The sequence below is a fragment of the Pseudomonas sp. A34-9 genome (genome assembly GCF_029543085.1).
In the GTDB taxonomy this organism is placed as follows: Bacteria; Pseudomonadota; Gammaproteobacteria; order Pseudomonadales; family Pseudomonadaceae; genus Aquipseudomonas.
The window spans coordinates 2,612,832-2,638,358 of sequence record NZ_CP119967.1; the positions used below are offsets into that span (position 1 = coordinate 2,612,832).

General features: G+C 59.4%; 22 protein-coding genes. 13 read left to right on the top strand and 9 right to left on the bottom strand.

What is annotated here, in order from left to right:
* The first annotated feature begins 120 nt into the window (after positions 1 to 120).
* From P3G59_RS11725 to P3G59_RS11740, 4 genes are all read left to right on the top strand, one after another.
* Positions 121 to 1,617 carry a helix-turn-helix transcriptional regulator gene (locus P3G59_RS11725; RefSeq protein ID WP_277761658.1) on the top strand — a complete coding sequence of 499 codons (1,497 nt, stop codon included), beginning with the start codon at positions 121 to 123 and terminating at the stop codon, positions 1,615 to 1,617.
* Positions 1,618 to 1,752: 135 nt separating this feature from the next.
* The gene (locus P3G59_RS11730; protein WP_277761659.1) at positions 1,753 to 2,010 is read left to right on the top strand and encodes a DUF1652 domain-containing protein; all 258 of its coding nucleotides are present in this window, start codon (positions 1,753 to 1,755) and stop codon (positions 2,008 to 2,010) included.
* A gap of 236 nt (positions 2,011 to 2,246) precedes the next feature.
* A complete protein-coding gene (locus P3G59_RS11735) occupies positions 2,247 to 3,425 on the top strand; it encodes an IS481 family transposase (RefSeq protein ID WP_277758418.1) in 1,179 nt (392 codons plus the stop codon).
* Between the two features lie 1,302 nt (positions 3,426 to 4,727).
* A complete protein-coding gene (locus P3G59_RS11740; protein WP_277761660.1) occupies positions 4,728 to 5,327 on the top strand; it encodes a trimeric intracellular cation channel family protein in 600 nt (199 codons plus the stop codon).
* 122 nt (positions 5,328 to 5,449) lie between these two features.
* Here the strand turns inward: P3G59_RS11740 and P3G59_RS11745 are convergent, their stop codons facing one another.
* The 5 genes from P3G59_RS11745 to P3G59_RS11765 all read right to left on the bottom strand — a co-directional run bounded on the left by P3G59_RS11745 (position 5,450) and on the right by P3G59_RS11765 (position 9,702).
* A complete protein-coding gene (locus P3G59_RS11745) occupies positions 5,450 to 6,217 on the bottom strand; it encodes an SDR family oxidoreductase (RefSeq protein ID WP_007911074.1) in 768 nt (255 codons plus the stop codon).
* Between the two features lie 22 nt (positions 6,218 to 6,239).
* Positions 6,240 to 7,307 carry a phosphotransferase family protein gene (locus tag P3G59_RS11750; RefSeq protein ID WP_277761661.1) on the bottom strand — a complete coding sequence of 356 codons (1,068 nt, stop codon included), beginning with the start codon at positions 7,305 to 7,307 and terminating at the stop codon, positions 6,240 to 6,242.
* A gap of 173 nt (positions 7,308 to 7,480) precedes the next feature.
* A complete protein-coding gene (locus P3G59_RS11755) occupies positions 7,481 to 8,449 on the bottom strand; it encodes a 2-hydroxyacid dehydrogenase (RefSeq protein WP_277761662.1) in 969 nt (322 codons plus the stop codon).
* Positions 8,450 to 8,587: 138 nt separating this feature from the next.
* Positions 8,588 to 9,112, bottom strand: a complete 525-nt coding sequence (locus P3G59_RS11760) for a cysteine hydrolase family protein (protein ID WP_277761663.1) — start codon at positions 9,110 to 9,112, stop codon at positions 8,588 to 8,590.
* 206 nt (positions 9,113 to 9,318) lie between these two features.
* Complete coding sequence (locus P3G59_RS11765; RefSeq protein ID WP_277761664.1) at positions 9,319 to 9,702, bottom strand: tautomerase family protein; 384 nt, start codon at positions 9,700 to 9,702, stop codon at positions 9,319 to 9,321.
* Between the two features lie 251 nt (positions 9,703 to 9,953).
* Here P3G59_RS11765 and P3G59_RS11770 point away from each other — a divergent pair, with 251 nt between their 5' ends.
* The 4 genes from P3G59_RS11770 to P3G59_RS11785 all read left to right on the top strand — a co-directional run bounded on the left by P3G59_RS11770 (position 9,954) and on the right by P3G59_RS11785 (position 13,641).
* Positions 9,954 to 10,148 (top strand): hypothetical protein, encoded by a 195-nt coding sequence (locus P3G59_RS11770; protein ID WP_277761665.1) that lies wholly within the window; start codon positions 9,954 to 9,956, stop codon positions 10,146 to 10,148.
* A 69-nt stretch (positions 10,149 to 10,217) separates the two neighbouring features.
* Positions 10,218 to 10,400 (top strand): hypothetical protein, encoded by a 183-nt coding sequence (locus P3G59_RS11775; RefSeq protein ID WP_277761666.1) that lies wholly within the window; start codon positions 10,218 to 10,220, stop codon positions 10,398 to 10,400.
* 233 nt (positions 10,401 to 10,633) lie between these two features.
* Positions 10,634 to 11,914 (top strand): serine/threonine transporter, encoded by a 1,281-nt coding sequence (locus P3G59_RS11780; protein WP_277761667.1) that lies wholly within the window; start codon positions 10,634 to 10,636, stop codon positions 11,912 to 11,914.
* Between the two features lie 80 nt (positions 11,915 to 11,994).
* A complete protein-coding gene (locus P3G59_RS11785; protein WP_277761668.1) occupies positions 11,995 to 13,641 on the top strand; it encodes a SulP family inorganic anion transporter in 1,647 nt (548 codons plus the stop codon).
* 167 nt (positions 13,642 to 13,808) lie between these two features.
* Here the strand turns inward: P3G59_RS11785 and acnB are convergent, their stop codons facing one another.
* Positions 13,809 to 16,418: a bifunctional aconitate hydratase 2/2-methylisocitrate dehydratase gene (gene acnB, locus P3G59_RS11790; protein WP_277762138.1), complete on the bottom strand. Its 2,610-nt coding sequence runs from the start codon at positions 16,416 to 16,418 to the stop codon at positions 13,809 to 13,811.
* A 468-nt stretch (positions 16,419 to 16,886) separates the two neighbouring features.
* Here acnB and P3G59_RS11795 point away from each other — a divergent pair, with 468 nt between their 5' ends.
* The gene (locus P3G59_RS11795; RefSeq protein ID WP_038366489.1) at positions 16,887 to 17,357 is read left to right on the top strand and encodes a DUF1289 domain-containing protein; all 471 of its coding nucleotides are present in this window, start codon (positions 16,887 to 16,889) and stop codon (positions 17,355 to 17,357) included.
* Positions 17,358 to 17,443: 86 nt separating this feature from the next.
* Here the strand turns inward: P3G59_RS11795 and P3G59_RS11800 are convergent, their stop codons facing one another.
* Complete coding sequence (locus P3G59_RS11800; protein ID WP_277761669.1) at positions 17,444 to 18,307, bottom strand: universal stress protein; 864 nt, start codon at positions 18,305 to 18,307, stop codon at positions 17,444 to 17,446.
* Between the two features lie 158 nt (positions 18,308 to 18,465).
* Between P3G59_RS11800 and miaE the strand changes: the two genes are divergently transcribed.
* The 3 genes from miaE (at position 18,466) to P3G59_RS11815 (ending at position 21,313) form a co-directional block, all read left to right on the top strand.
* A complete protein-coding gene (gene miaE / locus P3G59_RS11805; protein WP_277761670.1) occupies positions 18,466 to 19,074 on the top strand; it encodes a tRNA isopentenyl-2-thiomethyl-A-37 hydroxylase MiaE in 609 nt (202 codons plus the stop codon).
* Between the two features lie 244 nt (positions 19,075 to 19,318).
* A complete protein-coding gene (locus tag P3G59_RS11810) occupies positions 19,319 to 20,026 on the top strand; it encodes a winged helix-turn-helix domain-containing protein (protein WP_277761671.1) in 708 nt (235 codons plus the stop codon).
* Positions 20,027 to 21,313 carry an ATP-binding protein gene (locus P3G59_RS11815; RefSeq protein WP_277761672.1) on the top strand — a complete coding sequence of 429 codons (1,287 nt, stop codon included), beginning with the start codon at positions 20,027 to 20,029 and terminating at the stop codon, positions 21,311 to 21,313.
* A 137-nt stretch (positions 21,314 to 21,450) separates the two neighbouring features.
* On the opposite strand, the gene P3G59_RS11820 is transcribed toward P3G59_RS11815, so the two are convergent.
* Both P3G59_RS11820 and P3G59_RS11825 read right to left on the bottom strand, forming a co-directional pair.
* Positions 21,451 to 23,649, bottom strand: coding sequence for a TonB-dependent siderophore receptor (locus tag P3G59_RS11820; protein WP_277761673.1), 2,199 nt, complete (start codon positions 23,647 to 23,649; stop codon positions 21,451 to 21,453).
* A 219-nt stretch (positions 23,650 to 23,868) separates the two neighbouring features.
* Positions 23,869 to 24,357 (bottom strand): GFA family protein, encoded by a 489-nt coding sequence (locus tag P3G59_RS11825; RefSeq protein ID WP_277761674.1) that lies wholly within the window; start codon positions 24,355 to 24,357, stop codon positions 23,869 to 23,871.
* A gap of 137 nt (positions 24,358 to 24,494) precedes the next feature.
* Between P3G59_RS11825 and glsB the strand changes: the two genes are divergently transcribed.
* Positions 24,495 to 25,403, top strand: coding sequence for a glutaminase B (gene glsB / locus P3G59_RS11830; protein ID WP_007911001.1), 909 nt, complete (start codon positions 24,495 to 24,497; stop codon positions 25,401 to 25,403).
* The last annotated feature ends 124 nt before the right edge of the window (positions 25,404 to 25,527 follow it).

Below are 25,527 nucleotides of genomic sequence, written 5' to 3' on the forward strand. Positions count from 1 at the left end.
TCAAAAGATCGCAGCCTTCGGCAGCTCCTACAGAGGGATTTGGTGTGTGTGAAAAGGGTGGCACGATCACAAACCCGTGCGGTCGTACTCTTCACATGGCGTATCACTTGTGGAGATCCAATGAGCCAGGAAGTCCTGACCACCGAAACCAATCGCCGCCAGTTGCAGCAGATCATTGCCGGGCTGTCCGACGGGGTGATTCTGCTGGAGCTGGATAAGAGCATTCTCTGGGCCAACGAAGCGGCACTGGCCATGCACGGTGTCAGCCGGATCACCGATCTGGGCCACAATGCCGACGAATACGCCAAAAAATTCAATCTGCGCTATCGCAACAATCACTCGATCAGCGCCGAAAACTATCCGATCAGCCGGGTCGCGCGCTGTGAAAGTTTCAGTGACGTACTGATCGAAGTGTCCCCGATCGACGACCCCGAGCGCATCTGGGTGCACAGTGTGCGCAGCATGATCCTCACCGATCGCGAAGGGCAGCCCGAGTCGCTGGTGCTGATCATGAGCGACGTCACTGACTGGGCCAATGCCGAGCAGCGCTTCGAAAGGACGTTCAACGCCAATCCGGCACCGGCGGTGATCTGTCGTCTCAGCGACCTGCGCTACATCAAAGTCAATCCGGGGTTTCTGGAGATGACCGGGTACACCCGTGAGCAAGTGATTGGCACTTCCTCTTATGAAATCGATATTTTTGAGCAGGCCGAACACCGGGATCTGGCGATCCAGCGTCTGCGCGACGTTGCGACCATCCCGCAAATGCAGGCTGAACTGCGCCTGCCCGATGGCAGCAGCAAGCAAGTGATCGTCGCCGGCCAGCCGCTGACGCTCAACGATGAGGATTGCATGCTGTTTTCCTTTGTCGACATGGAGTTGCGGCACAAGGCCGAGGTGGCGCTGCGCCAGAGTGAGGAACGTTTTGCCAAGGCCTTTCGCCTGACGCCGGTACCGATCCTGATCTGCAGTGCCGACGAGCAACAGGTGATCGACGTCAATCAGGCGTTCCTCGAAACCCTGGCCTATGACAGCGAGGACGTGCTCGGCAAAACCGTCACGCAGCTGGATTTCATCGATGACGGCGGCGCGCGCACACGGTTGTTGGCCGCGCTGGCGAAAAACGGTCGGGTGGATCGCGTGGATGTGCGGGTGCGCAGGAAGGATGCGGACCTGCTCGAGTGTGCGCTGTCCGCCGACACCGTGAATATTCAGGATATGCCGTGTTATTTGCTGGTGTTGATGGACATCACCGAGCGCAAGCGCACCGAGCTGGAGCTGGTGGCGGCGATTGAGGAAGTGATGAAAGACGCTTCCTGGTTCAGCCGTACGTTGATCGAGAAACTGGCCAATGTGAAGAAGGTCAATTCGCCGCAACTGCCCAGCGTGTCGTTCACCGATCTGACGGCGCGCGAGCGTGATGTGCTGGGGTTGATCTGTGAAGGGCTGGCGGACAAGGAGATCGCGGCGCGACTGAAACTGGCGCCGAATACGGTGCGCAATCATGTGGCGACGGTGTATTCCAAGCTGGATGTGCACAGCCGCAGTGAGGCGATTGTCTGGGCGCGGGAGCGTGGGCTGTTTTCCGGGGAGCGGGGCGCCAAGGGCCAGCGCTGAGGTGCAAATGCACTAGTTCGACAGGTGCAAATTGAGGTGTTGGCGGTCGACGGCTGTTCTTAGTCTGGCGGGGTGCGATACGAGTCTTTTCGGCTCGGGATCGCGGCCCTTCGCAGTCGTTAAAGGAACAGTCTGATGATAAATCTTGCGCAGTTGCGCGCGCAGCTTGAGCGCAGTTTTTCGCCGCTGGCGTGTGAGTGTCTGGTGGATGGGGATCATTCGCTGACCGTGAAGCTTTATCACCCGGTGTCGGGGCAGGTCGATCTGGTGATCAGTGGGCTGAAACTTAATGCGCTGCGCACGCCGGAGTCGGTGGAGGCGTTGATTGAAGAGTTGCGGTATGAGCTTGAGAGCAATTCTTTGCGTTCTGCTCGGGATCCGGATTTGGCTTAGGCGTTTTAGGCTTGGCGGCCTTTGGGCCGGCCATGCTTTTGGGGGTTTGGGGGTATATCCGTTTCTTCGGGTGTTGCTGAGTAGGGTTCCGCCCTTACGGCGGGTCACTTTTTCCAGACGCCGAAAAAGTAACCAAAAAGGCTTGCTGGTATGACTCACCCACATAGGTAACAAAACAGTTCAAGCACATAGGTAACAGTTTTTAACTGGCACTGGTCGATTCCGAGGATCTGACCATGCCGTGGCGAGAGCTGAAACCTATGGACCTTAAAGTGATGTTCATCGCCGACTATCTGTCCGGTCGGCTCAACTTCAGTCAACTCTGTGCGGCTCACAGCATCAGTCGCAAGACTGGCTACAAGTGGGTGGCCCGCTACAACGCGGACAGCATCAATGGCTTGGCGGAGTGCAGTCGCAAGCGTCATTCTCAAGCACAGGCTGTGCCGTTTGCGGTCAAAGAAGCCATTCTTGAGCTGCGGCGCCAAGGTCAAACCACGCCGGGCCCGAAAAAGATCCAGACAGCCCTGCAAGAGCGGTTTCCAGATCAGCCGCCGCCCTCCAAAACCACGATCTACAACGTGCTTAAAAAAGCGGGGCTAGTGGTGTCTCGACGGTTGCGTCAGCGTGTCGCTGTCTATCCAAAACCACTCCAGAAAGCCGACCTTCCTAATCAGCTCTGGAGCGCTGATTACAAAGGCCAATACCTGACAGGAGACGGTGTCTGGTGTTACCCGTTGACGGTAATGGATCACGCCAGTCGATTTTTACTGGCTTGTGAAAGTATGCCGAGCACGACTTTCAAGGACGCCAAAGCCACCTTCGAACGGTTATTTAAGACGTATGGGATGCCTGAGCGGATCCGCACTGATAACGGTGTCCCTTTTGCCAGCGGCGGGCGTGCGGGGTTATCACAATTATCCATTTGGTGGGCTCGTCTAGGCATCATTCATGAGCGGACTCAACCTGGGCGACCTGAGCAAAACGGACGGCATGAACGCATGCACCGCACGCTTAAAAGTACATTGCCAAGACCGCCGGAAATTGAGTGGGGAGCTCAGCAGAAGCATTTTGATCTGTTCATGCAGCACTATAATCATGAGCGTTTTCATGAGGCATTGGGGCAGAAAACCCCGGCCTCTTGCTACATCAGCTCTTCACGGGTATTTCCGAGAAAGTTGCCGGAGATGAAATACCCCAGCCATGTTGAGGCATACCGAACGGACTCCAACGGCGTAGTGAACAAAGGAAGGCTCAGAATCTATGTGGGCTATGTCCTGAAACATCAGATAGTCGGATTGGAGAGCATCAGCGAGGGTGTTTGGGACATCATCTTTGGGCCTGTTCTACTGGGACGTGTTGATGAACGAGACGCTAAGGATGGTTATCTGACGCTCAAAGTAATCAAAAATAAGTGATCAGGTGTTACCCATGTGCCTGAACTTAACTGTTACCTATGTGGTTGTCCCGTTCATGCTCCTACGTTCGGCCCGCTCGCTGAGGCTCGGGGTTCCTTCGTTCCGGGATTGATCCGGGCGCAGCGCCTACGGTTTGCTTCGCTGCACCTCCTCTCGCTGTGTTTGGCTTCGCCAAACGGTCGCTGCGCTCCCACCCCCGGATCAATCCCTCCACTCAGCCTTCCGATGTCGCCCGTAGATCAAGATCAAAAGCCGCAGCCGAGCTAACGCTCATCCTGTTGAGTGGTGAGGGGCAGAAGCGGTGCGGGGTGGGCGCTGCCTGCTTTTGCTTTTTTGTAGGAGCGAGCTTGCTCGCGAAGGCGGCCTGACAGCCGACCAATGGTCTAGCGGATGTACTCAATCCCAATGTAGGAGTGAGCCTGCTGGCGATTGCGGCTTGGCAGCCAACCCATCTTTGCCAGGTGTACTCAGGTCAACTGTGGGAGCGAGCTTGCTCGCGAAAGCGGTCTTACGGCCAACCAATCCTTTGCTGGATGCACCCAACTCCACTGTAGGAGCTAGCCTGCTGGCGATTGCGGCTTGGCAGCCAACCCATCTTTGCCAAGTGTACTCAGGTCAACTGTGGGAGCGAGCTTGCTCGCGAAAGCGGCCTGACAGCCGACCAATGATCTAGCGGATGTACTCAATCCCAATGTAGGAGGGAGCCTGCTCGCGATTGCGGCTTGGCAGCCAACCCATCTTTGCCAGGTGTACTCAGGTCAACTGTGGGAGCAAGCTTGCTCGCGAAGGCGGTCTTACGGCCAACCAATTCTTTGCTGGATGCACCCAACTCCACTGTAGGAGCTAGCCTGCTGGCGATTGCGGCCTGGCTGGCAAAGCGGATCTCCGTCTGCCAACCCGCTCAAACCGCAACGCAAAATCGACAGCCATAACCACCCAATCCGGCCAATTCACTGGCGCTTGCAGGGGCCTCGGCTATAAAGAATGAGTGGTCAGGTCTTCCGTGGTCGGTTGGGTCGCGGAAGTTGCTCTTCCATTCATCGCGGGTCGTCCTATGAACAATCTTGGGAAACGCGTGTTGCCGTTGGCTTTTTTTGCCGTTTTGCTGGCGGGTTGTGCCAGTCCTCCACCCCCTCCACCGGTTGCGCCACCTCCGCCACCGGAACGTACTTGCCAGGTGCTCGAAAACACTGAAGTCGCCGGTGACGTGTACGCCGACGGGCAGGTTACTCGACACATCACGACCACCCGTTGCGTCACGCAGTAGCGCCTGCGGGGCGTAGGTCTCGGGTTGAGCGGATTGTGCTGGTCGCCGACCTGGCCGGTACGGCGGTGTTTGCCGTGGAAGGTGCCATTGCGGCGATGCGCAGTCAGCTCGACCTGCTCGGGGTGATGGTGATTGCGTTTATCGTCGCCCTCGGCGGCGGGGTCACCCGTGACTTGCTGATTGGTGCGACGCCACCCAATGCCGTGGCCGACTGGCGCTACCCGGCGCTGGCGTTTTTCATGGGCGGGTTGGCGTTTGTCTTTCATGAGCAGGTGCTGGGCTGGTCCGGTTCAACGTTGATTGTGCTGGATGCAGCGGGGTTGGCGCTGTTTGCCGTGGCCGGTGCGCAAAAAGCGCTGAACTTCGGGATTACGCCGTTTGTGGCGATGCTGATGGGTACGATCACTGGCGTTGGTGGCGGGGTGATTCGCGACATTGTGCTGGCGCGGATACCGGTGGTGTTGCAGGTGGATTTGTATGCGAGTTCGGCATTTTTAGGCGCGGCGGTGTTGATCGTTGCTCGCAAGCTGGGCGTTTCACCGGTAGCGGCGGCGTTGCTGGCGGGGGCGGTGTGTTTGACGTTGCGTTTGCTGTCGGTGCATTTCGGCTGGCAACTGCCCAAAGTCATTGCCTGATACACAAATCCCTGTAGGAGCTGCCGAAGGCTGCGATCTTTTGATTTTTAGAAACAAGATCAAAAGATCGCAGCCTTCGGCAGCTCCTACAGGGACAAGATCAGTTCAAGTCCCGAGTGGGATCAGGACAGGAACCCACCGTCCACATTCAGCGCAACCCCGGTGGTGTAGCTCGACGCATCGCTGGCCAGGTACAACACCGCACCGGCCATTTCACTCGGATCCGCCACGCGCTTGAGCGGGATCTGCGTCAGTGCCTGCTTGAGGATCGCATCGTTCTTCACCAGTGCCGAGGCGAACTTGGTGTCGGTCAGGCCCGGTAGCAAGGCATTGCAGCGGATGCCGAACTGCGCGCATTCCTTGGCAAATACCTTGGTCATGTTGATCACCGCCGCCTTGGTCACCGAGTAGATGCCCTGGAAGATCCCCGGCGAAATGCCGTTGATCGAGGCGACGTTGATGATGCTGCCACCACCGTTTTCGCGCATCAGTTTGCCGGCTTCCACCGACATGAAGAAATAGCCACGAATGTTCACATCGACAGTCTTCTGGAAGGCACCGAGGTCAGTGTCCAGCACATTGCAGAACTGCGGATTGGTCGCGGCATTGTTGACCAGAATGTCGAGGCGACCGAACTGTTCCTTGATCCCGGCGAACACTTGGGCAATCTGTTCCATTTCACCGATGTGGCAGGCCACTGCGGTGGCTTTGCCGCCCGCAGCAATGATCGCATCGGCAACGTGTTGGCAGCCGTCGAGTTTACGGCTCGAGACGATCACGTGGGCGCCTTGCTGGGCGAGCAGTTTGGCGATGGCTTCACCGATGCCACGGCTGGCGCCGGAGACGAAAGCGATCTTGCCGTCGAGGTCGAACAACTGAGTCTTGGACATAAGGGTTCCTGGGTGGGGGCCGTCAGAGGCTCGATTTCGCAATGACCTGCAAGCTCATCTGCTCCAGCAGTTTGTTCATGTGAATGAACTGCGCGAAGCGTTTGTCCTGGGTCTGGCCGTGGTAGAAACGGTAGTAGATCTGCTGCACGATGCCGGCCAGGCGAAACAGGCCGTAGGTGTAGTAGAAGTCGAAATTGTCGATCTGGATGCCCGAACGTTCGGCGTAGTAATCGACGAACTCGCGGCGGGTGAGCATGCCCGGCGCATGGCTCGGCTGGCGGCGCATCAGTTGCACCGGCGCCGGGTCGTCCGCCTGAATCCAATAGGCGAGGGTGTTGCCCAGGTCCATCAGCGGGTCGCCGAGGGTGGTCAGTTCCCAATCGAGCACGCCGATGATCTGCATCGGGTTGTGCGGGTCGAGGATGACGTTGTCGAAGCGATAGTCGTTGTGGACGATGCTTGAAGTCGGGTGGTCGGCGGGCATCTTGTCGTTGAGCCAGGCTTTCACGGCTTCCCAATGCGGCGCGTCCGGGGTCAGGGCTTTTTCGTAGCGCTCGCTCCAGCCTTTGATCTGACGGGCGACGTAGCCTTGCGGCTTGCCCAGATCACCGAGGCCACAGGCGCTGTAGTCGACGCGGTGCAGTTCGACGAAGCGGTCGATGAAGCTTTTGCACAAGGCTTCGGTTTTCGCCGAGTCGAGGCCCAGTTCCGGCGGCAGCTCCGAGCGCAGGATGATCCCCTTGACCCGTTCCATCACATAGAACTCGGCACCGATCACTGATTCGTCGGTGCAATGTACGTAGGCTTTCGGGCAATACGGGAAGCCGTCGCGCAATTGATTGAGGATGCGGAATTCGCGGCCCATGTCGTGGGCAGACTTGGCTTTGTGGCCAAACGGTGGGCGGCGCAGGACGAACTCCTGTTCCGGGTATTCCAGCAGGTAGGTCAGGTTCGACGCACCGCCGGGGAACTGGCTGATCGCCGGCAAGCCGCTCAGGCCCGGAATGTGCGCCTTGAGGTACGGATCGATCAGGCTGGCATCGAGTTCTTCGCCAGAGCGGATACGGGTGGACTGGTCAGTAAGCGCCATGCTTATCCCTTCTGCTTATTTTGGAGGCCAGACATCATTGGCTAATCTAATGGTGCACTCGGGCAGTCACAAGCCCAGGTCGGTCTTATAGGTTAGCGTGTTGCCGGATAATCAGCGTTCCGAATAAGCGCGACAGCCCCTGTGCAGGAGCTACCGCAGGACTGGGGTTGTGGTCAGTGCACGCGTTGGTTGTCGAGCCTTGGAGGAAGTGCGATCGGTGTGAGTACCGGTTGCCCGGAGAAAAATGCCGTGAGGTTTTTGCCCACCAGTTCCACGGTGCCCTGAGTCGCTTCCGGAGACAGGCCGGCAACGTGCGGTGTCAGCAGCACATTGCTCAGGGTCTTCAGCGCATCCGGCACTTGCGGCTCGTGATCGAACACATCCAGCGCGGCGCCGGCAATCCGGCGTTGTTCAAGGGCCGTGATCAGATCCGCCGTGGCGATCACACTGGCGCGGGCAATGTTGACGATAAAGCCTTTCGGCCCCAATGCATCGAGTACCGCGCGGGTGATCAGATGCTGTGTACCGATGCCGCCCGGCGTGGCGACGATCAGGAAATCCGAGGCCCGCGCCAGTTCGGTCGGCGTCGAGCAGAACGCGTAAGGCACATCGTTGCGTAGCTGGCGGCTGTGATAGCTGATCTGCATGTCGAAGCCGAGATTTGCGCGTTTGGCAATCGCCATGCCCACCGCGCCCAGCCCGAGAATCCCCAGCCGTTTACCGGCCAGCGATGGCCGCATGATCTTCGGCCATTCACCCCGGCGCACCGCAGCGTCGCAACGCGGAATATCCCGTACCAGCGCCAATAACATGGCCATCGCGTGGTCGGCCACCGACGAGGCATTGACCCCGGCGCCGTTGGTGACGGTGATGCCGCGGTCGCTCGCGGCCTGCAGGTCGACGTGCTCGTAGCCGGCGCCAATGACCGTGATGATTTTCAACGCCGGCAGGGCGGCAATTTCGTCGGCGGTCAGGCCCAGCGGGCCACGGGTCAGCACCGCGTCGATGCGGCTACCGTGGGTAGCGATCGCTTGCGCACGTTCGGCGGGTGTGGGGGCGAGGATCAGGTGAAAGCCCTGATGTTCGAGAATCGGCAAGTAGTCATTGATGGTTTCAACCAGTACCAGAACGGTTGCGGGCATTGCGCGGCTCCTGTGAACGTCGGGGTCGGGGCATCAAATGTGTTTCAGAGTGCTGATTCCAGAGCGGTTTGGCAATGCTGGCCGCTATCCCGCATCAGGCAGTGTAGGAGCTGATGTGGGGAGCGGCCTGGCGCTTCGTCAGAAGCTGACGTCGGCACAGTTGATCAGTCGGGCGAAGGCCGCGCCGAGGGTGGCGTTGTGATGGTCAATGATGGCTTGGGCTGGCAGCGCTGGCGTGTCCATGCAAGTGTGGGCATCGGCGACCAGCAGCGGTTTGAAACCTGAATCGGCGGCGGCGCGGCAGGTGCTGTCGATGCAGAACTGGCTTTTCATGCCGACTATATATAGGTCGTCGACTTGCGCGGCGCTGAGTTGCTGCGCCAGCCCGGTAGCGTGGAAGGCGTTGGGGCGGGATTTATCGAAGAGGGTGTCGATTTCAGCGTCCAGTTCAAGCGCTGGCAGCAATTGCCAGAAGGGGCTGCCGGCGGCGATTGGCGAACCCTGCGGGCCGGTGTGGCGCACGGCGAAGATCGGCACTCGATGCTGGCGAGCCTGAGCGATCAGGTGGCGGATATTGGCGAGCACCCGTTCGCCGTCGTGGGGCGTTTCCGGCCCGTGGAACAGACCGACCTGCATATCGATGATCAACAGTGCTGCGGGCATGGTGGTTCTCCTTGATTGCTGCAGATGCCGCACGGACGGGAGAAACAACAAGGCCCCGTCCATTGCTGGCGGGGCCTTGGGTTTGCTGCGCTGGAGTTACCTCACGCGCCAACACCACGACCCGCCGGTGGCGGTTGTGGTGGTAGGGGTGAGTTGCAGCGCGCAAAGGTTCATGGGCCGATCATGCTGGCGCCGTCGCGCCACTGTCAACTGGCGTATTGAGCGATGCCTTTACCGAATGACCAGTTTTCCTTTTTTACTTCCACCAGGTTGATGAACACGTCTTCGAGGCGGATGCCCAATTGCGTGTTCAGGTTATGGGCGATGGTCTGGTACAGGGCTTTTTTCTGCTCCAGGGTTCGACCTTCGTTGAGGCTGATCTGGATGATCACCAGACGCTCACTGCGCTGGATGCCCAGGTATTGCGGGTCGAAGATGAAATGCTCGCCGTCGTGTTCGGCGAGGATCTGGAAGTTGTCATGCTCCGGGACATTGATCGTGCTGCGCATGGCGGCGTAGATCTGCTCGCCGATGCGTTTGGCGAAAGTGGGATCGGTGTGCTGTTTGATGTCGACGCGGACGAGGGGCATGGGCAGAGACTCCGGGGTTCAGGGGACTCATTGACGCTAGAACATCTCGAGTAAATTGAAAGGATGGGGGATGACCTCGCCGCTGTTTTTGTATGAGGCGACCTACGAAATTCGCGGATTTTGCCTACGAATTCGGCAGATCCATCTGCTATCCGGCGAACCGTTAACGCGAAATCATGGGACAGCAATGGGAGGTGGTCCAGGGTGGAAAAGCTTCCCTTGCGTTAACCGCCAGCAGCCAAGGAAGGTTCATGCATCTTGATGACCACAAAAATGTGGAGCTCGAAAGGCTACAGACGGAAACCCAAAAGCTCGGCGCGGAGAGGCGCAAGTTCCTGGCGGAGGAAGCAAAACTGAAACTTGAGACTTTTTTGTATCCCGTTGTGGTGGGGGCTGGGGCATTGACTGCGATCGCCACCGCCGTAGGGTTGTATTTGAAGCTGTAAGAGTGCGCGGCAGGTTGCCGTTGCGCCTACGCGTTGACCCAGAGCACCAAGAAAAGGGAAGGAGGCAGTATGAGCACAGAGGAAAGCAGAGCCAGGATAGACCGTCTGTATCAAGAGGAGTTTGAGTTCAGAGAAGCCATGAAGCCCTTTCGCAAAGCCGAAAGGCGTGAAACGGTTTTGCTATTTAGTCTTGGAATGTTGATGGGCGCGGTGGGGATCGTTTTCGTGATGATGTTGGCCCGAGCCATCTGAATACCGTTGCACATGCCTGTTAACGACAGCGTGGATACTCATGTACGACAGATGATTTCTCAAAAACGACACCCCTCTGATCTGCTCCGCACAACCATTCCTCAGCTAAGTCTTTGCTTCTGCTCATTTATCGCGGAGAATCGCGCCCCTGTTTCGGCCGGAGCATGTCTGTCGGTTTTTTCCGACGCGTCCTGACCGAGTGGCAAGTGACCGGAATGCGGAGATCCGACCGGATGAATGATCAGGCCAATAGCGTCGAAGAGCGCTTTGACGCAGCAGCACCCGCTGAACTTTCGAGCTGGAATCGCCAGGACACCACCTGGATGTTGGGACTGTTTGGGACGGCCATCGGCGCCGGTACCCTGTTTTTGCCGATCAACGCAGGGCTGGGTGGCTTCTGGCCGCTGGTGATCCTCGCGCTGCTGGCCTTCCCTATGACGTTCTACGCACACCGTGGCCTGACCCGCTTTGTGCTCTCCGGTCGCGAAGGCGCCGACATCACCGACGTGGTCGAGGAGCATTTCGGCATCAAGGCCGGTGCGCTGATCACCTTGCTGTACTTCTTCGCGATCTTCCCGATCCTGCTGATCTACAGCGTCGGTCTGACCAACACGGTCGCCAGTTTCCTCGAACACCAATTGCACATCACACCGCCGCCGCGCATCTGGCTGTCGTTGGTGCTGATCCTCGGCCTGCTGGCCGTGGTGCGTTGCGGCGAGCAGGCGATCGTCAAGGCGATGAGCCTGATGGTGTACCCGTTCATCGTCGCGCTGTTGTTCCTCGCGGTGTACCTGATTCCGCACTGGAACGGCGGCATCCTCGCCACCGCTTCGCAGGTGCCGGCACCGTCGGCGTTGCTGCACACCTTGTGGCTGGCGATTCCGGTGATGGTGTTTTCGTTCAACCACTCGCCGATCATCTCGGCGTTTGCAGTGGATCAGAAGCGTCGTTACGGCGCTAACGCCGACCAGCGCAGCTCGCAGATCCTCTGCCGTGCCCACCTGTTGATGGTGGTGATGGTGCTGTTCTTCGTCTTCAGTTGCGTGCTGACCCTGTCGCCGGAACAACTGGCCGAGGCCAAGGCGCAGAATCTGTCGATCCTGTCGTACCTGGCCAACCACTTCAGCAATCCGACCATCGCTTTCGCCGCGCCGTTGATTGCGTTTGTGGCGATCTCCAAGTCGTTCCTCGGTCACTACATCGGTGCCAGCGAAGGCCTGAAGGGCTTGATCATCAAAAGCGGCAAGCGTCCGGGCGCCAAGGCACTGGATCGCATCGTCGCGGCGTTCATGCTGGTGATCTGCTGGATTGTGGCGACGCTGAACCCGAGCATTCTGGGCATGATCGAAACCATCGGCGGCCCGGTGATCGCGGCGATTCTGTTCCTGATGCCGATGTACGCCATCCGTAAGGTGCCGGCGATGGCCCGCTATCGTGGTCAGGCGTCGAACGTGTTTGTCACCGCCGTGGGCCTGGTGGCAATTTCGGCGTTGATTTATTCCCTGACGGCGTAAGCCAAAGCCTCGGATACTCAGCTACAGTGGCCGCTGTGCGTGATGCGCACAGCGGTTTTTTTTCGTCTGGAGACAGTGGATTGTCGAGCGCCCCGCAACTCGTTGAACAACCCGATCGCTGGCGGGATGTACTCGCCGGTCTGTCGATCGCCGGGCTGTTGCTGCCCGAAGCGGTGGCCTATTCGACCATCGCCGCGCTCGCGCCCCAGGCCGGGGTGATCGCCCTGTTTGCCGGGTTGCTCTGTTATGGGCTGTTTGGCACCAGTCGTTTTGCCATTGTTTCGGCGACATCATCTTCAGCAGCCGTACTGGCGGCGGCTACGGCAACGCTGGCCAATGGTGACCCGCAATTGCGCGCGACGCTGGCGGTCGGCCTGGTATTGGTCACGGGCGCGCTGTTTGTGCTGGCCGGGATCTTTCGTCTGGGCAGCGTTACGGCGTTCATTGCCAAACCGGTGTTGCGCGGGTTTGCCTTCGGCTTGGCGCTGACGATCATTCTCAAGCAGGTCGCCAGTGTGGTCGGCGTGCATCTGACCGACGCCAATCTGGTGCGCTTCGCCCCACAGTTGCTGGCGCAATTGCCGCAGTGGAACTGGCCGGCGGCGGCTGTTGCGGCAGTGGCATTGATTCTGTTGGCGGTGTTTTCGCGGTTGCCACGATTGCCCGGTGGTTTGCTGGTGGTGGTGATCGGCATCGCTGCCGGACAATGGCTGAACCTGCCGGCGTACGGCGTGAAGATGATCGGCATTATCGACCTCAGCCTGGAAGTGCCCAACCTGCCGGTATTACCGTTCGCCGACTGGCTGCGACTGGGGGAGGTGGGGTTTGCGCTGGTGATGATTCTGTACGCGGAGTCTTACGGCTCGATCAGTGCGTACGCGCTCAAACATGGTGACCGCGTGACGTCCAACCGCGATTTGCTGGCGCTGGGCGCGTCGAACCTGTTGTCCGGGTTGTTCCATGGCATGCCGGCGGGGGCGGGCTATTCGGCGACGTCGGCGAATGAAGCGGCGGGCGCCACATCACGTTGGGCCGGCGCGGTGGCGGCATTGGTGGTGCTGATCATCGTGCTGACCGTGTTGCCGTGGATCGCTTTGACCCCTGAGCCGGTATTGGCGGCGATTGTCATGCACGCGTTGGGTCGCGGTTTGAGTCTGCAGCCATTGGGGCGTTACTTCATCTGGCGTCGCGATCGCGTGCTGGTGCTGTGCGCGGTGGCCGCGGTGCTGGTGCTCGGCGTGCTGGACGGTTTGCTGGTGGCGGTGGCGATCAGTGTCTTGCTGATGCTCAAGCAGATGTCCTCGGCGGACATTCAAGTGCTCGGACGAATTGATGGCGGGCATGACTTCGTTGATCAGCAGCGCCATCCGACGGCAATCACCGAGCCGGGGGTGTTGATCGTACGGCCGGGCGAGGCGTTGTTCTTTGCCAATGTCGAGCGGATCCTCGGTGCGGCGTTACGCTTGATTCGGCATGCGGATGCGCCGGTGCACACGGTGATTTTGAGTCTGGAGGAAACGCCGGATCTGGATGGCACCAGTATCGAGGCGATGCAGGAGTTTTTCCTGCGTGTGCATCAGGAGGGCAAGCGGCTGATTCTGGCCCGACTCAAGCATGGGGCGTTGGTGGTGCTGGAGGCGTTGCCCGAAGTGTCGGCCAATGGCGTGACGCTTAGCGGGCTGAGCGTTGATGGCGCGGTCCGGCAAGCCCTCAAACTCAACACATAATCCCTTGTAGGAGTGAGCCTGCTCGCGATAGCGGTGTGTCAGTCGATACAAATGTATCTGACACACCGCTATCGCGAGCAGGCTCACTCCTACAGGGGACGGTATTCCAAGGCATAAAAAACGCCGCACATCTGACGATGGGCGGCGTTTTTCAGCGCGTTGCAGCGTTAGGCTTGAACGACCGGGATGTTGGCGTTCGCAGCAGCTTCACGGAACTCGGCGATCTGGTCGAAGGACAGGTAGCGGTAGATATCGGCCGCCATGCTGTCGATCTTGCCAGCGTATTCCATGTACTCCTCGACGGTCGGCAGGCGACCCAGGATCGAAGCCACGGACGCCAGCTCAGCCGAAGCCAGGTAGACGTTCGCGCCGTCGCCCAGACGGTTCGGGAAGTTACGGGTCGACGTCGACACCACGGTGCTGTTCGGCTCAACGCGTGCCTGGTTACCCATGCACAGCGAGCAGCCTGGCATTTCCATGCGTGCGCCAGCCTTGCCGTAGATGCCGTAGTAGCCTTCTTCGGTCAATTGGTGAGCGTCCATTTTGGTCGGCGGCGACAGCCACAGACGGGTTGGCAGCTGACCCTTGACCTGATCCAGCAGTTTACCGGCAGCGCGGAAGTGACCGATGTTGGTCATGCACGAACCGATGAACACTTCGTCGATCTTCTCGCCAGCAACGCTGGACAGCAGACGGGCGTCGTCCGGATCGTTCGGCGCGCACAATACCGGCTCGCTGATGTCGGCCAGATCGATTTCGATGATTTCGGCGTATTCGGCGTCGGCATCGGCTTCCATCAGCTCAGGGTTGGCAACCCAGGCTTCCATCGCTTGGGCACGACGTTCCAGGGTACGCGCATCGCCGTAACCTTCGCCGATCATCCAGCGCAGCAGGGTGATGTTGGAGTTCAGGTACTCGGTGATCGACTCTTTCGACAGCTTGATGGTGCAACCGGCAGCCGAACGTTCGGCCGAGGCGTCGGACAGTTCGAACGCCTGCTCCAGGGTCAGACCTTCCAGGCCTTCGATTTCCAGGATGCGGCCGGAGAAGGCGTTTTTCTTGCCTTTCTTCTCGACGGTCAGCAGACCGTTCTGGATAGCGAAGTACGGAATGGCATGAACCAGGTCACGCAGGGTGATGCCAGGTTTCATTTTGCCTTTGAAGCGCACCAGGATCGATTCCGGCATGTCCAGCGGCATAACGCCGGTGGCCGCAGCAAACGCAACCAGGCCAGAACCGGCCGGGAACGAAATGCCCATCGGGAAACGGGTGTGCGAGTCACCACCGGTACCGACGGTGTCTGGCAGCAGCATGCGGTTCAGCCACGAGTGGATGATGCCGTCGCCCGGACGCAGGGAAACGCCGCCGCGGGTCATGATGAAGTCAGGCAGGGTGTGGTGGGTGGTCACGTCGATCGGCTTTGGATACGCCGCGGTGTGGCAGAAGGACTGCATCACCAGATCAGCCGAGAAGCCCAGGCACGCCAGGTCTTTCAGTTCGTCACGGGTCATTGGACCGGTGGTGTCCTGAGAACCCACGGTGGTCATTTTCGGTTCGCAGTAGGTGCCAGGACGGATGCCTTTGCCTTCTGCCAGACCGCAAGCCTTGCCGACCATTTTCTGCGCCAGGGTGTAACCCTTGGTGCTTTCAATCGGTGCATCAGGCTTCTTGAACAGGTCGAACGGTGGCAGACCCAGTTCGGCGCGAGCCTTCTCGGTCAGGCCACGGCCGATGATCAGCGGAATACGGCCGCCGGCACGCACTTCGTCCAACAGGACCGGGGTCTTCATTTCGAAGGTGGTCAGGACTTCGTCGGTGCCGTGTTTGCAGACTTTGCCAGCATGCGGATACAGGTCGATCACGTCGCCCATGTTCATGTTGGAAACGTCGAACTCGATTGGCAGTGCGCCAGCATCTTCCATGGTGTTGTAGAAGATCGGAGCGATTTTGCTGCCGAAGCAGAAACCGCCAGCACGCTTGTTCGGCACGTAAGGGACGTCATCGCCGAAGAACCACAGCACCGAGTTGGTGGCCGATTTACGCGACGAACCGGTACCGACCACGTCACCGACGTAGGCGATCGGGAAGCCTTGACCGCGCATTTCTTCGATCTGCTTCATCGGGCCGATGGCGCCCTGCTGATCAGGAACGATGCCGTCACGGGCCATTTTCAGCATGGCCAGGGCGTGCAGCGGGATGTCTGGACGCGACCAGGCATCTGGAGCAGGGGACAGGTCGTCGGTGTTGGTTTCGCCGGTGACCTTGAACACGCGCAGGCTGATCTTGTCGGCCAGGGTCGGACGGTTCTTGAACCACTCGCCATCAGCCCAGGATTGCAGCACGGCTTTAGCGTGAACGTTGCCGTTCTTGGCTTTTTCCGCGACGTCGTGGAACGCATCGAACATCAGCAGGGTGTGCTTGAGTTGCGCGGCAGCGACTGGCGCCAGCTCGGCGTCGTCCAGCAGTTCAACCAGAGTGACGATGTTGTAGCCGCCCTGCATGGTGCCGAGCAGTTCTACAGCGCGCTTTTTGTCCAGCAGAAGGGAGGATACTTCGCCCTTGGCCAGTGCAGACAGGAAGCCGGCTTTGACATAGGCCGCTTCGTCCACGCCTGGTGGAATGCGATTGGTGATCAGGTCAACGAGAAATTCTTCTTCGCCAGCCGGAGGGTTTTTCAGCAGCTCGACCAGGCCTGCTGTTTGTTCGGCGTTAAGCGGCTGGGGAACGATACCCAGGGCTGCACGCTCTTCGATATGTTTGCGGTAGGCTTCAAGCACAGTTATTACCCTCATCAGTGGTCCCAAATGGGTGTCCGGGACGCTCATCCCGAAATTGCCGTACTCATGCTCCTCACGACGTTGTGGGTCGTTTGGCCAGAATTACCGGCAATTCCTTACAGAAGCTGCTTTCAAAGTTTTACGCCTGCAGAACGGGGAGCTGATGAGGGTTGGCGCTGGATTTTTCCCCGCTGGAAAAATCCCTCGCCAACACCGCTCTGAAGGAACGACTGTGCTCGTGACGCTTTGAAAACAGCTTCTAACGGACATTGGCGCCTTAAAAGGCTGGCTGATTCTACGGCAAAAAAAATTTAAAGGTAAGTCGGGCTCTATTGGACTTTCGTGGCAATGCGCGTGGCCGGGTCAAACGCGCGGTGTGTCTGAGACCCTGATGTTTGAGGGGTGATCAATGCCTGACAAAGGGCTAACATGCCGACCTGTTCCGCGTTTCAGTGTTTTGCCTATCTTATGCCCAATCAGACCATCAAGACCCCCTGCGTCGGCCTCTGCTCCACTGTTTACGGTGATCTGGTGTGCCGTGGCTGCAAGCGTTTCCACCACGAAGTGATCCACTGGAATGGGTACAACGAGGAGGAAAAGCGCGCGGTGTGGTTGCGCCTGGAGCAATTGCTGTCACAAGTGATGGCAGGCAAGGTCGAGATTTTCGATTCGGCGCGCCTGCGCGAGCAGCTGGAACAACGCAAGATCCGCTTCGTACCGCATCAGTCGGAATATTGCTGGGCGTATCAGCTCATCGCCCGGGGGGCGCGAGTGATCATTAATCTGGAAGCGTACGGAATGGTGTTGCTGCCGGAGTTTCGCGACTGGAACCTGCCGGAATTGCGCGATGCCATTGATCGGGAATTCTTCCTGCTGTCGGAAGCGCACTACCAGCGCTACATCGCACCGGGCTTTCTCAAAGACGCCTTCGGCGCCTGAACATCAAAAGATCGCAGCCTTCGGCAGCTCCTGCATGGAAATGCGTTCTACCTGTAGGAGCTGCCGAAGGCTGCGATCTTTTGCACCTAATGTTTCACCGCCAACTCCACCAGATGATCCTCAACTTCCTGCGGCTTGAGCACCAGCACATCGCTCTCCAGCGCATCCAGCACCACTTCCGCCGTATTGCCGATCAACGCCCCTGACAGCCCGGTCCGTGCCACCGTGCCAATCACGGTGACTGCCGCCTGCAGCTTGTGCGCCATGAACGGAATCAACACATCCGCCGGGCCTTCTTCGATGTGCAGATGCTCATCATCGACATCGAATTCCGCCTGAAACGCTCGGCATTGCTCGCGATAACGTGCCGCGATGGTTTCGCTCAGTTGCAGCGTCGGGTCGGCAGCCGAGAGCATCGGCGATGGATGCGCCGCGATTACATGCAGATGCGCCTTGGCCAGACTGGCAATGTCATAGCCATGATCAATAATCGTTGTGTGCAAATGCCGGTGTTCACCATCGGCATTGCCCACATCCACCGCCGCCAGAATCACTTTGTCCTTCCAGGAACCTGCGGTTTTCACCAGCAGCACCGGGGTCGGGCAGTGACGCAGCAGTTTCCAGTCCGCCGGGGTCAGCAGGGCTTTTTTCAGTGAGCTGTCGGGGAAGTGCTGCTTGATCACCAGCCCGCAGCCCTCGGCCTGCTGCACATCGATGATGGTTTCGTGCAGGCTCTCATTCCACGCCTGTTCGGTGGTCACGCTGTAGCCGTCGGCCAGCAGCGCGGCTTTGAGTACGCTGAGCATGCCGGCGTGGTCGTGTTTCTTGTCGCACACCAACAGGTGCAGGTGGGCCTGGGTCACGCCGGCGATCAACTTGGCGCGCTTGAGCGCCAGGCTTTCCGGATGTTCGGGTTCAATGACCACCAGAATGCTGCGAATGGCTTGCATGAGCGGAGTCTCCAGCAAAGAAAAGGCACGGCGTTGCACAACTATAGTTGCTGCTCATGAGGCTGCGACTTGATGCATATCAACGGTGGTGGCTGGTGGTCTGCGGGCAGGCCGGTATAATCGGCGCCCTTCGCTCGAACACCTTTACCGTGAGCCCCATGATCCTTCCCGAAATCCACGAATTCCTTGGCTGCCGCACGCCAGACGCCTGGGTCCAGGCCGCCCTGGCCGATCAGGAAACCCTGCTGATCGACCACAAGAACTGCGAGTTCAAGGCTGCCAGCACCGCGCTGAGCCTGATAGCCAAGTACCATTCCCACGTCGACCTGATCAACATGATGTCGCGTCTGGCCCGGGAAGAACTGGTGCACCACGAACAGGTCATGCGCATCATGAAGCGGCGCAAGATCGAACTGCGCCAGCTTCACGCCGGCCGTTATGCCTCGGGCTTGCGCAAGGTGGTGCGTAGCCATGAGCCGGTAAAACTGGTCGATACGCTGGTGGTCGGCGCGTTTATCGAAGCGCGCAGTTGCGAGCGATTCGAAGCCCTGGTGCCGCACCTGGACGAAGAGCTCGGCAAGTTCTACTTCGGCCTGCTGAAAAGCGAGGCACGGCATTTTCAGGGTTATCTGAAACTGGCCTATCAGTATGGCGATGCGAAGGATATTGCTCAGGTCATCGAAAAAGTCCGCGCCGCCGAGCAGGAGCTGATCGAGTCGCCGGATGAAGAATTCCGCTTCCACAGCGGCGTGCCTGCCACCACATGACTCCGTGTAGGAGCTGCCGAAGGCTGCGATCTTTTGCTTTTGAAGAAGCCGGATCAAAAGATCGCAGTCTTCGGCAGCTCCTACAGATGAAGCGATCAGCGTGTGAATGTTAAAAACTCTTAAGAGTATGAAACATCACCGAAAACCGGCCCCTGCGGCCGGTTTTTGCTGCCCGCCATAAACGCCTTGCCCGCGATTGCCGCCATAATGCCGACCACTTTACAGATGGGCGGCAGACGTCGTTATGGATAACCTGGGTTTTGGCAAAGTCCTGCTGGTGGAAGACGATGAGCGTCTGGCGGCGCTGATCGCCCACTTCCTCGAACAACACGGCTACGAGGTGCGCACCGTGCTGCGCGGTGATCTGGCCGTGGCTGCCTTTCTGGAATTCAAGCCGAAAGTCGTGGTACTCGACCTGATGCTGCCGGGGCAGAGCGGTTTGCACGTGTGCCGCGAGATTCGCAGCGTGTCGGACACGCCGATCGTGATTTTGACCGCCAAGGAAGATGATCTCGACCACATTCTCGGTCTGGAGTCCGGTGCCGATGACTACGTGATCAAGCCAATCAAGCCGCCGGTGTTGCTGGCCCGGTTGCGAGCGCTGCAACGGCGACAGGTGCCGGACAGCAACGTGGTGAGTTTTATGGAGTTTGGCCAGTTGAGCGTTGACCGCAGTTGTCGCGAAGTGCGGCTGGCGGGCGAGGTCATCGAAATGACCACCATGGAATTCGAGCTGCTGTGGTTACTGGCCAGCGCCGCCGGCAAGGTGCTGTCGCGTGACGACATCCTCAATCGCATGCGCGGGATTGCCTTCGACGGCCTCAACCGCAGCGTCGACGTGTACATCAGCAAGTTGCGCAACAAGCTCAAGGACAACCCCCGCGAGCCGATGTGTATCAAGACCGTGTGGGGCAAGGGTTATCTGTTCAATCCGTTCGCGTGGGAGCTGTAGATGCTGCGGTTATTTCTCGGGCTGTTTCTGGTCATGACGATTGGTCTGGTGCTGGCCTTGCAGACGGTCGAGCGAACCTTTGATGCCTTGCTCGATTATCAGATGCGGGACTACAACCGCGAAGCCGTGCGGGGGCAGGCGTGGACGTTGGCTCAGCAGTTGCGTGACCTCGACGGCGCGGCCCGGGAAAACCAGCTGGAAACGATTCGCCCGCATTATGGCTTGGGACTGACGCTGGTCGACGCCTCTGAACTGACACTGAGCGAAACGGAAAAAGCCGAGTTGGCCAAAGGGTTGCTGGTGATCCGTGACAAGTACACCCAGTACATTTCCGCGATTGACGATGGCCCGCAATTACTCAGCATCCGCTTGCCGGCAGAGCCGAGTCTGATGCCGTTCTACATCGCCGCTGCCTACCTGATGATTGCCGTGCTGATCGGCATCGTGCTGTTTTTCTGGGTGCGTCCGCACTGGCGCGATCTGGAAAAGCTGCGCCTGGCCGCCGAGCGTTTCGGCGACAACGATCTGGCGGTGCGCATTCAACTGTCGAAACGCTCGAACATCCGCGATCTGGCCGAGCACTTCAATCTGATGGCCGCACGCATTGAAGGGTTGATCGCCAATCAGCGAGAACTGACCAACGCCGTGTCCCATGAACTGCGCACGCCGATTGCGCGGCTGTCGTTTGAGCTCGACCAGCTCAAACAGCAGCCGGACGCCAGCCAGAACCGCGAGCTGATTGCCGACATGTACGCCGACCTCGGCGAGCTCGAGGAAATGGTGTCGGAACTGTTGACCTACGCCAGCCTTGAGCGCGGCGCAACGGTGATCAAGCGTGAAAACATTCAGGCTGCCAATTGGCTCGACAGCGTGGTCGGCAGCGTCGCGCTGGAGGCCGAAGCGGCCGGGGTGCAGTTGCTGATCGGTGATTGCCGGCTCGATACCGTGCGCATTGAGCCGCGATTCATGGCGCGTGCGGTGATCAATCTGCTGCGCAACGCCATTCGTTACGCCGAGCAGCGGGTTGAGGTGACACTGGAGCGCACGGGCGATTATTACCAAGTGCGAGTCAACGACGATGGGCCGGGGGTGCCGGTGGACGGGCGCGAGAAGATCTTTGAACCGTTTTCGCGGCTGGACGCGAGCCGGGATCGCCGCACCGGCGGGTTTGGTTTGGGCCTGGCGTTGGTGCGGCGGGTCTCGCAGTCCCATGGCGGGCAGGTGGAAGTGGGCGATTCGCCTTGGGGTGGAGCGTCGTTCCGGATGACCTGGGCGCACCTGGATTAATGCCGCGATCTGTGCCGGCCCCTTCGCGAGCAAGCTGGCTCCCACATTGGATTTGTGAACAGCACAGATCCTTTTGGGAGCCAGCCTGCTCGCGATGGGGCCATCCGTGGCGCCGCCAATTCAAGGTTTATTAACGATCAGAAATCCCACTTGGTCGTCAGCATCAGATTGCGCGGCTCACCGTAGAACGTGGTGTCGAAGTTGCCCAGACCCGTCAGGTAACGCTTGTCGAACACGTTGTTGGCGTTGACCGTGAAGCTCAGGTGCTCGTTGTACTGATAGCGGCTCATCAGGTCGACGAGGGTGTAGCCGCCTTGTTTGATCCGCGTGTAGTCGCCCGCCGGGGCGCTGTAGATCTTGCCGTAGAACGCACTCTGCCAGCTCACGCCGCCACCGACGGTGACCTTGTCGAGCACGCCTGGCAAGCGGTAGGTGGTGAAGGTGCGCACCGTATGCTCGGGTTTGGTGGTCGACAGCGGATAACCGTACATACGCTGCTCATCGGCATCACGGGTGCGCGCGTAGGTGTAGCCGGCGGAGACGTTCCAGCCTTCGGCCAGTTCGCCGGCCAGTTCGAGCTCCACGCCTTTGGTGGTGGCGCCGTCGGTGGCTTTGTAGATGCCTTCGTTGGTCACCGCGTTGGTGCCGATCGACTCGGCCACGCCGTCCTGCTCGATGCGGAAGAACGCCAGGCTGGCGTTGAGACGACCGTCGAAATACGCCGCTTTCAAACCGGTTTCATAGCTGTCGCCTTCGACCGGGGCCAGGGTCGAGCCGTTGGCGTCCTTGTAGGTTTGCGGCTGATAGATGCGGGTGTAGCTGGCATACAGCGAGTAGGTATCGTCGAGGTCATAGATCGCCCCGGCGTAAGGCGTGACCACGCCATGTTCCTTGTAGCTGGTGTGGGTGTCGTCGAGACCGGCACCCGGGTTGTAACGGTAGTCTTCGTTGTATTTGAAAGTGCTCAGGCGGCTGCCGAGGATCACCGAAAGATCGTCGGTCGGACGCAGGCGCGTGGCCAGATAAATGCCGTTCTGGCTCTGGGTGCGTTCGTATTTGCCGTTCTTCGGGAAGTCCTGTTTCGGCAGATTGCCGTCCCAGTCGTAGATGCTGCCGGGGACTTCGGAAAAAGCGCTGGTGTCGTAGGTCGCGCCGGTCTGGCGCGAGTGCGAGGTCATGACCCCGGCGATCAGTTCATGTTCGCGACCGCCCAGGGTGAACGGGCCGGAGACGTTGACGTCTGCGGTGTTCTGCACGCGGTGACCTTCCCAGCGGCCCCAGTACATGAACATGCCTTCACCGCTGGCGCGGTTCGGATTACCGCCGCTGGCCGAGGCCAGGCGCGTATCGTGATCGGTGGTTTTCTGGTCGAGGCTGACCTTGAATTTCCAGTCATTGGCCAGCGCCTGCTCCAGGGATGCGAAGTAGGTGATGTTGTCGAAATCGCGGCGGCTCCAGTCGGCGGCAGAGTTGAAGTGGCGGCCGAAATCAGTGCGCCCGCCATCGGCGAAATACACCGGGTTGCCGGTCCACGACGAGCCGCGTGGCGTCGTGCTGGATTTGTCGACGCCAAAGGTCAGCAAGGTGTCGTCGCTGAGGTCAGCTTCGAGGATGCCGTAGAACAGGTCTTTGCGCTGGCTGTAGTGATCCAGGTAGGAATTCTGATCGGAATAGGCGCCGACGAAACGTCCGCGCACGTTGCCCGACTCCGTCAGCGAACCGGAAATATCACCCACGGTGCGATAGGCATCCCATGAGCCGACCGTGCCGCTGAGCGACGCTTTGAACGCTTTGGTCGGCTTCTTGCGGATCAGGTTGACCGTGGCCGACGGGTCGCCGGAACCGGTCATCAGGCCGGTCGCGCCCTTGATGATTTCAATGCGGTCGATGCTGGCGGCGTCATCGCCGTTGTTCGGGTTCTCGCCGTAGACGCCATCGTAGGGAATATTGATGCCGTCGTACTGGAAGTTGGTGATCGCCAGGCCGCGCGCGGAAAACTCGGTACGGTCGCTGTCGTACTTCTGCATGGAAATGCCGGGGGTATTGCGCAGTGCATCGCCGATGCTTTGCACGCCGCGATCGTCCATTTGCTGGCGAGTGATGACGGTCACCGACTGCGGGGTTTCGCGGATCGACAGCGGCAAGCCAGTGGCCGAAGACATGGCGCCGGTGGTGTAAGCGCGAGTGTCTTCGGTGGTGGCGCCCAGGCCTTGAGCGGAAATATTGGTGGCGCCCAGTTGCAGGGTCTGGTCGGTTTTTTCAGCGGCGTTGGCAGAAATGCTCAGCAGGGCCAGTGCCAGTGGGCACAAGGCAAAACGGAAACGGACGTGCGACATGGAGATCCCTTTGCATCGAATCGATCGGTAGTTGAAGTGCTTCTGAGGGGTTAACCGAACGAATGCGGGAAAAGGGAACTGCGCCGAATCAAGAACGATGAAAAAACCTGTGGGAGCGAGCTTGCTCGCGAAAGCGCCGGGTCAGAAATATCAATGCTGACTGACCGGACGCCTTCGCGAGCAAGCTCGCTCCCACAGGGATTTATGTTTGCCATGGATCTATCGGGTCAAGTTCAGGCGTTCATGCCACTGGGCGATGGACTCTTCGGGGTAGACGTCGAACTGTTGGTCTTTGGTTTTGGCCTCGACTTCCACCCATGGCGCTTTCGAGCCGAGCATCAGATGCGTGTGCTCCGGCGGCACCGGCAACGGTGTGTCGATGGCCGATGCAAACGGGTGGATCAGCTCAGGCCACTCCGGGCTGAACAGCCACAACCCGCTGCCGCACAGTGAACAGAAATGCCGCTCGGCGGTGCTGCGATGAGCGCGCTGGTCACCGGCGTCTTTCATCTTCGCGTGATAGACGCTGATGTGTTTGCGTCCGCGCACCTTGAGGCTGGTCGCGTCGCCGCCGAGGTTGATCGCATAACCGCCGCCGCCCTGAGTCTTGCGGCAGATCGAGCAATAGCAGCGTTGATAAGGGTAGGGGTGGGCGCTGGTCAGGCTGAATGTGACCTCGCCGCAATGGCAGGAGCCTTCGAGGTGCATGGGTGCTCTCGCGTTTTGAATGTGCGCTTGAGCCTAGAACATGCAGTGCGATGGCGGCCGGTGTGATTCGACGGGCGGGCGCAGCGTCTAGCCCCAGTGTCCCCGCAATCCCATGGGGCGAGACTTCGGAACCCGGCATGCAAGCGCTGTTGAACGAGATTCTTGACGCTGTCCGCCCGTTGATCGGGCAGGGCAAGGTGGCTGACTACATTCCTGCCCTCGGCACCGTGCCGGCGAATCAACTGGGCATCGCCGTGTACGGCAACGACGGCGAGATGTACTGCGCCGGTGACGCCGAGACGCCGTTCTCGGTGCAGAGTATTTCCAAGGTGTTCAGCCTGGTGCAGGCGATCGATCATTCCGGCGAAGCGATCTGGGAGCGCCTCGGTCACGAGCCGTCCGGGCAACCGTTCAACTCGCTGGTGCAACTGGAATTCGAGCGCGGTCGGCCACGCAACCCGTTCATCAATGCCGGCGCGCTGGTGATCTGCGATATCAACCAGTCGCGCTTTGCTGCACCGACCCTGTCGATGCGCGATTTCGTCCGGCGCCTGTCCGGCAATCCGCAGATCATGATCGACGGCAAAGTCGCCGACTCCGAATACCAGCATCGCGCGCGCAATGCGGCGATGGCGTATCTGATGCAGTCGTTCGGCAATTTTCACAACGATGTCGAAGCGGTGCTGCGCAGCTATTTCAGCCACTGCGCATTGCGCATGAACTGCATTGATCTGGCCCGGGCGTTCTGCTTTCTGGCCAACGACGGTTTTTGCAAACACAGTGGCGAACAGATCCTGACGCGTCGGCAAACCCAGCAGGTCAACTCGATCATGGCCACCAGCGGGCTGTATGACGAAGCGGGCAACTTCGCGTACCGCGTCGGCTTGCCGGGCAAGAGTGGCGTCGGCGGTGGGATTGTCGCGGTGGTGCCGGGGCAGTTCACGGTTTGCGTGTGGTCGCCAGAGCTGAATGCCGCCGGCAATTCACTGGCGGGGATGGCGGCGCTGGAGATGCTTAGCGCGCGGATTGGCTGGTCAGTCTTCTGACCCGTCCGCCAAACACTAAAAAACCCTGTGGGAGCGAGCCTGCTCGCGAAGGCGTCAGGTCAGCCAACATTGATGTCTCAGATCCACCGCTTTCGCGAGCAGGCTCGCTCCCACAGGATGTTGT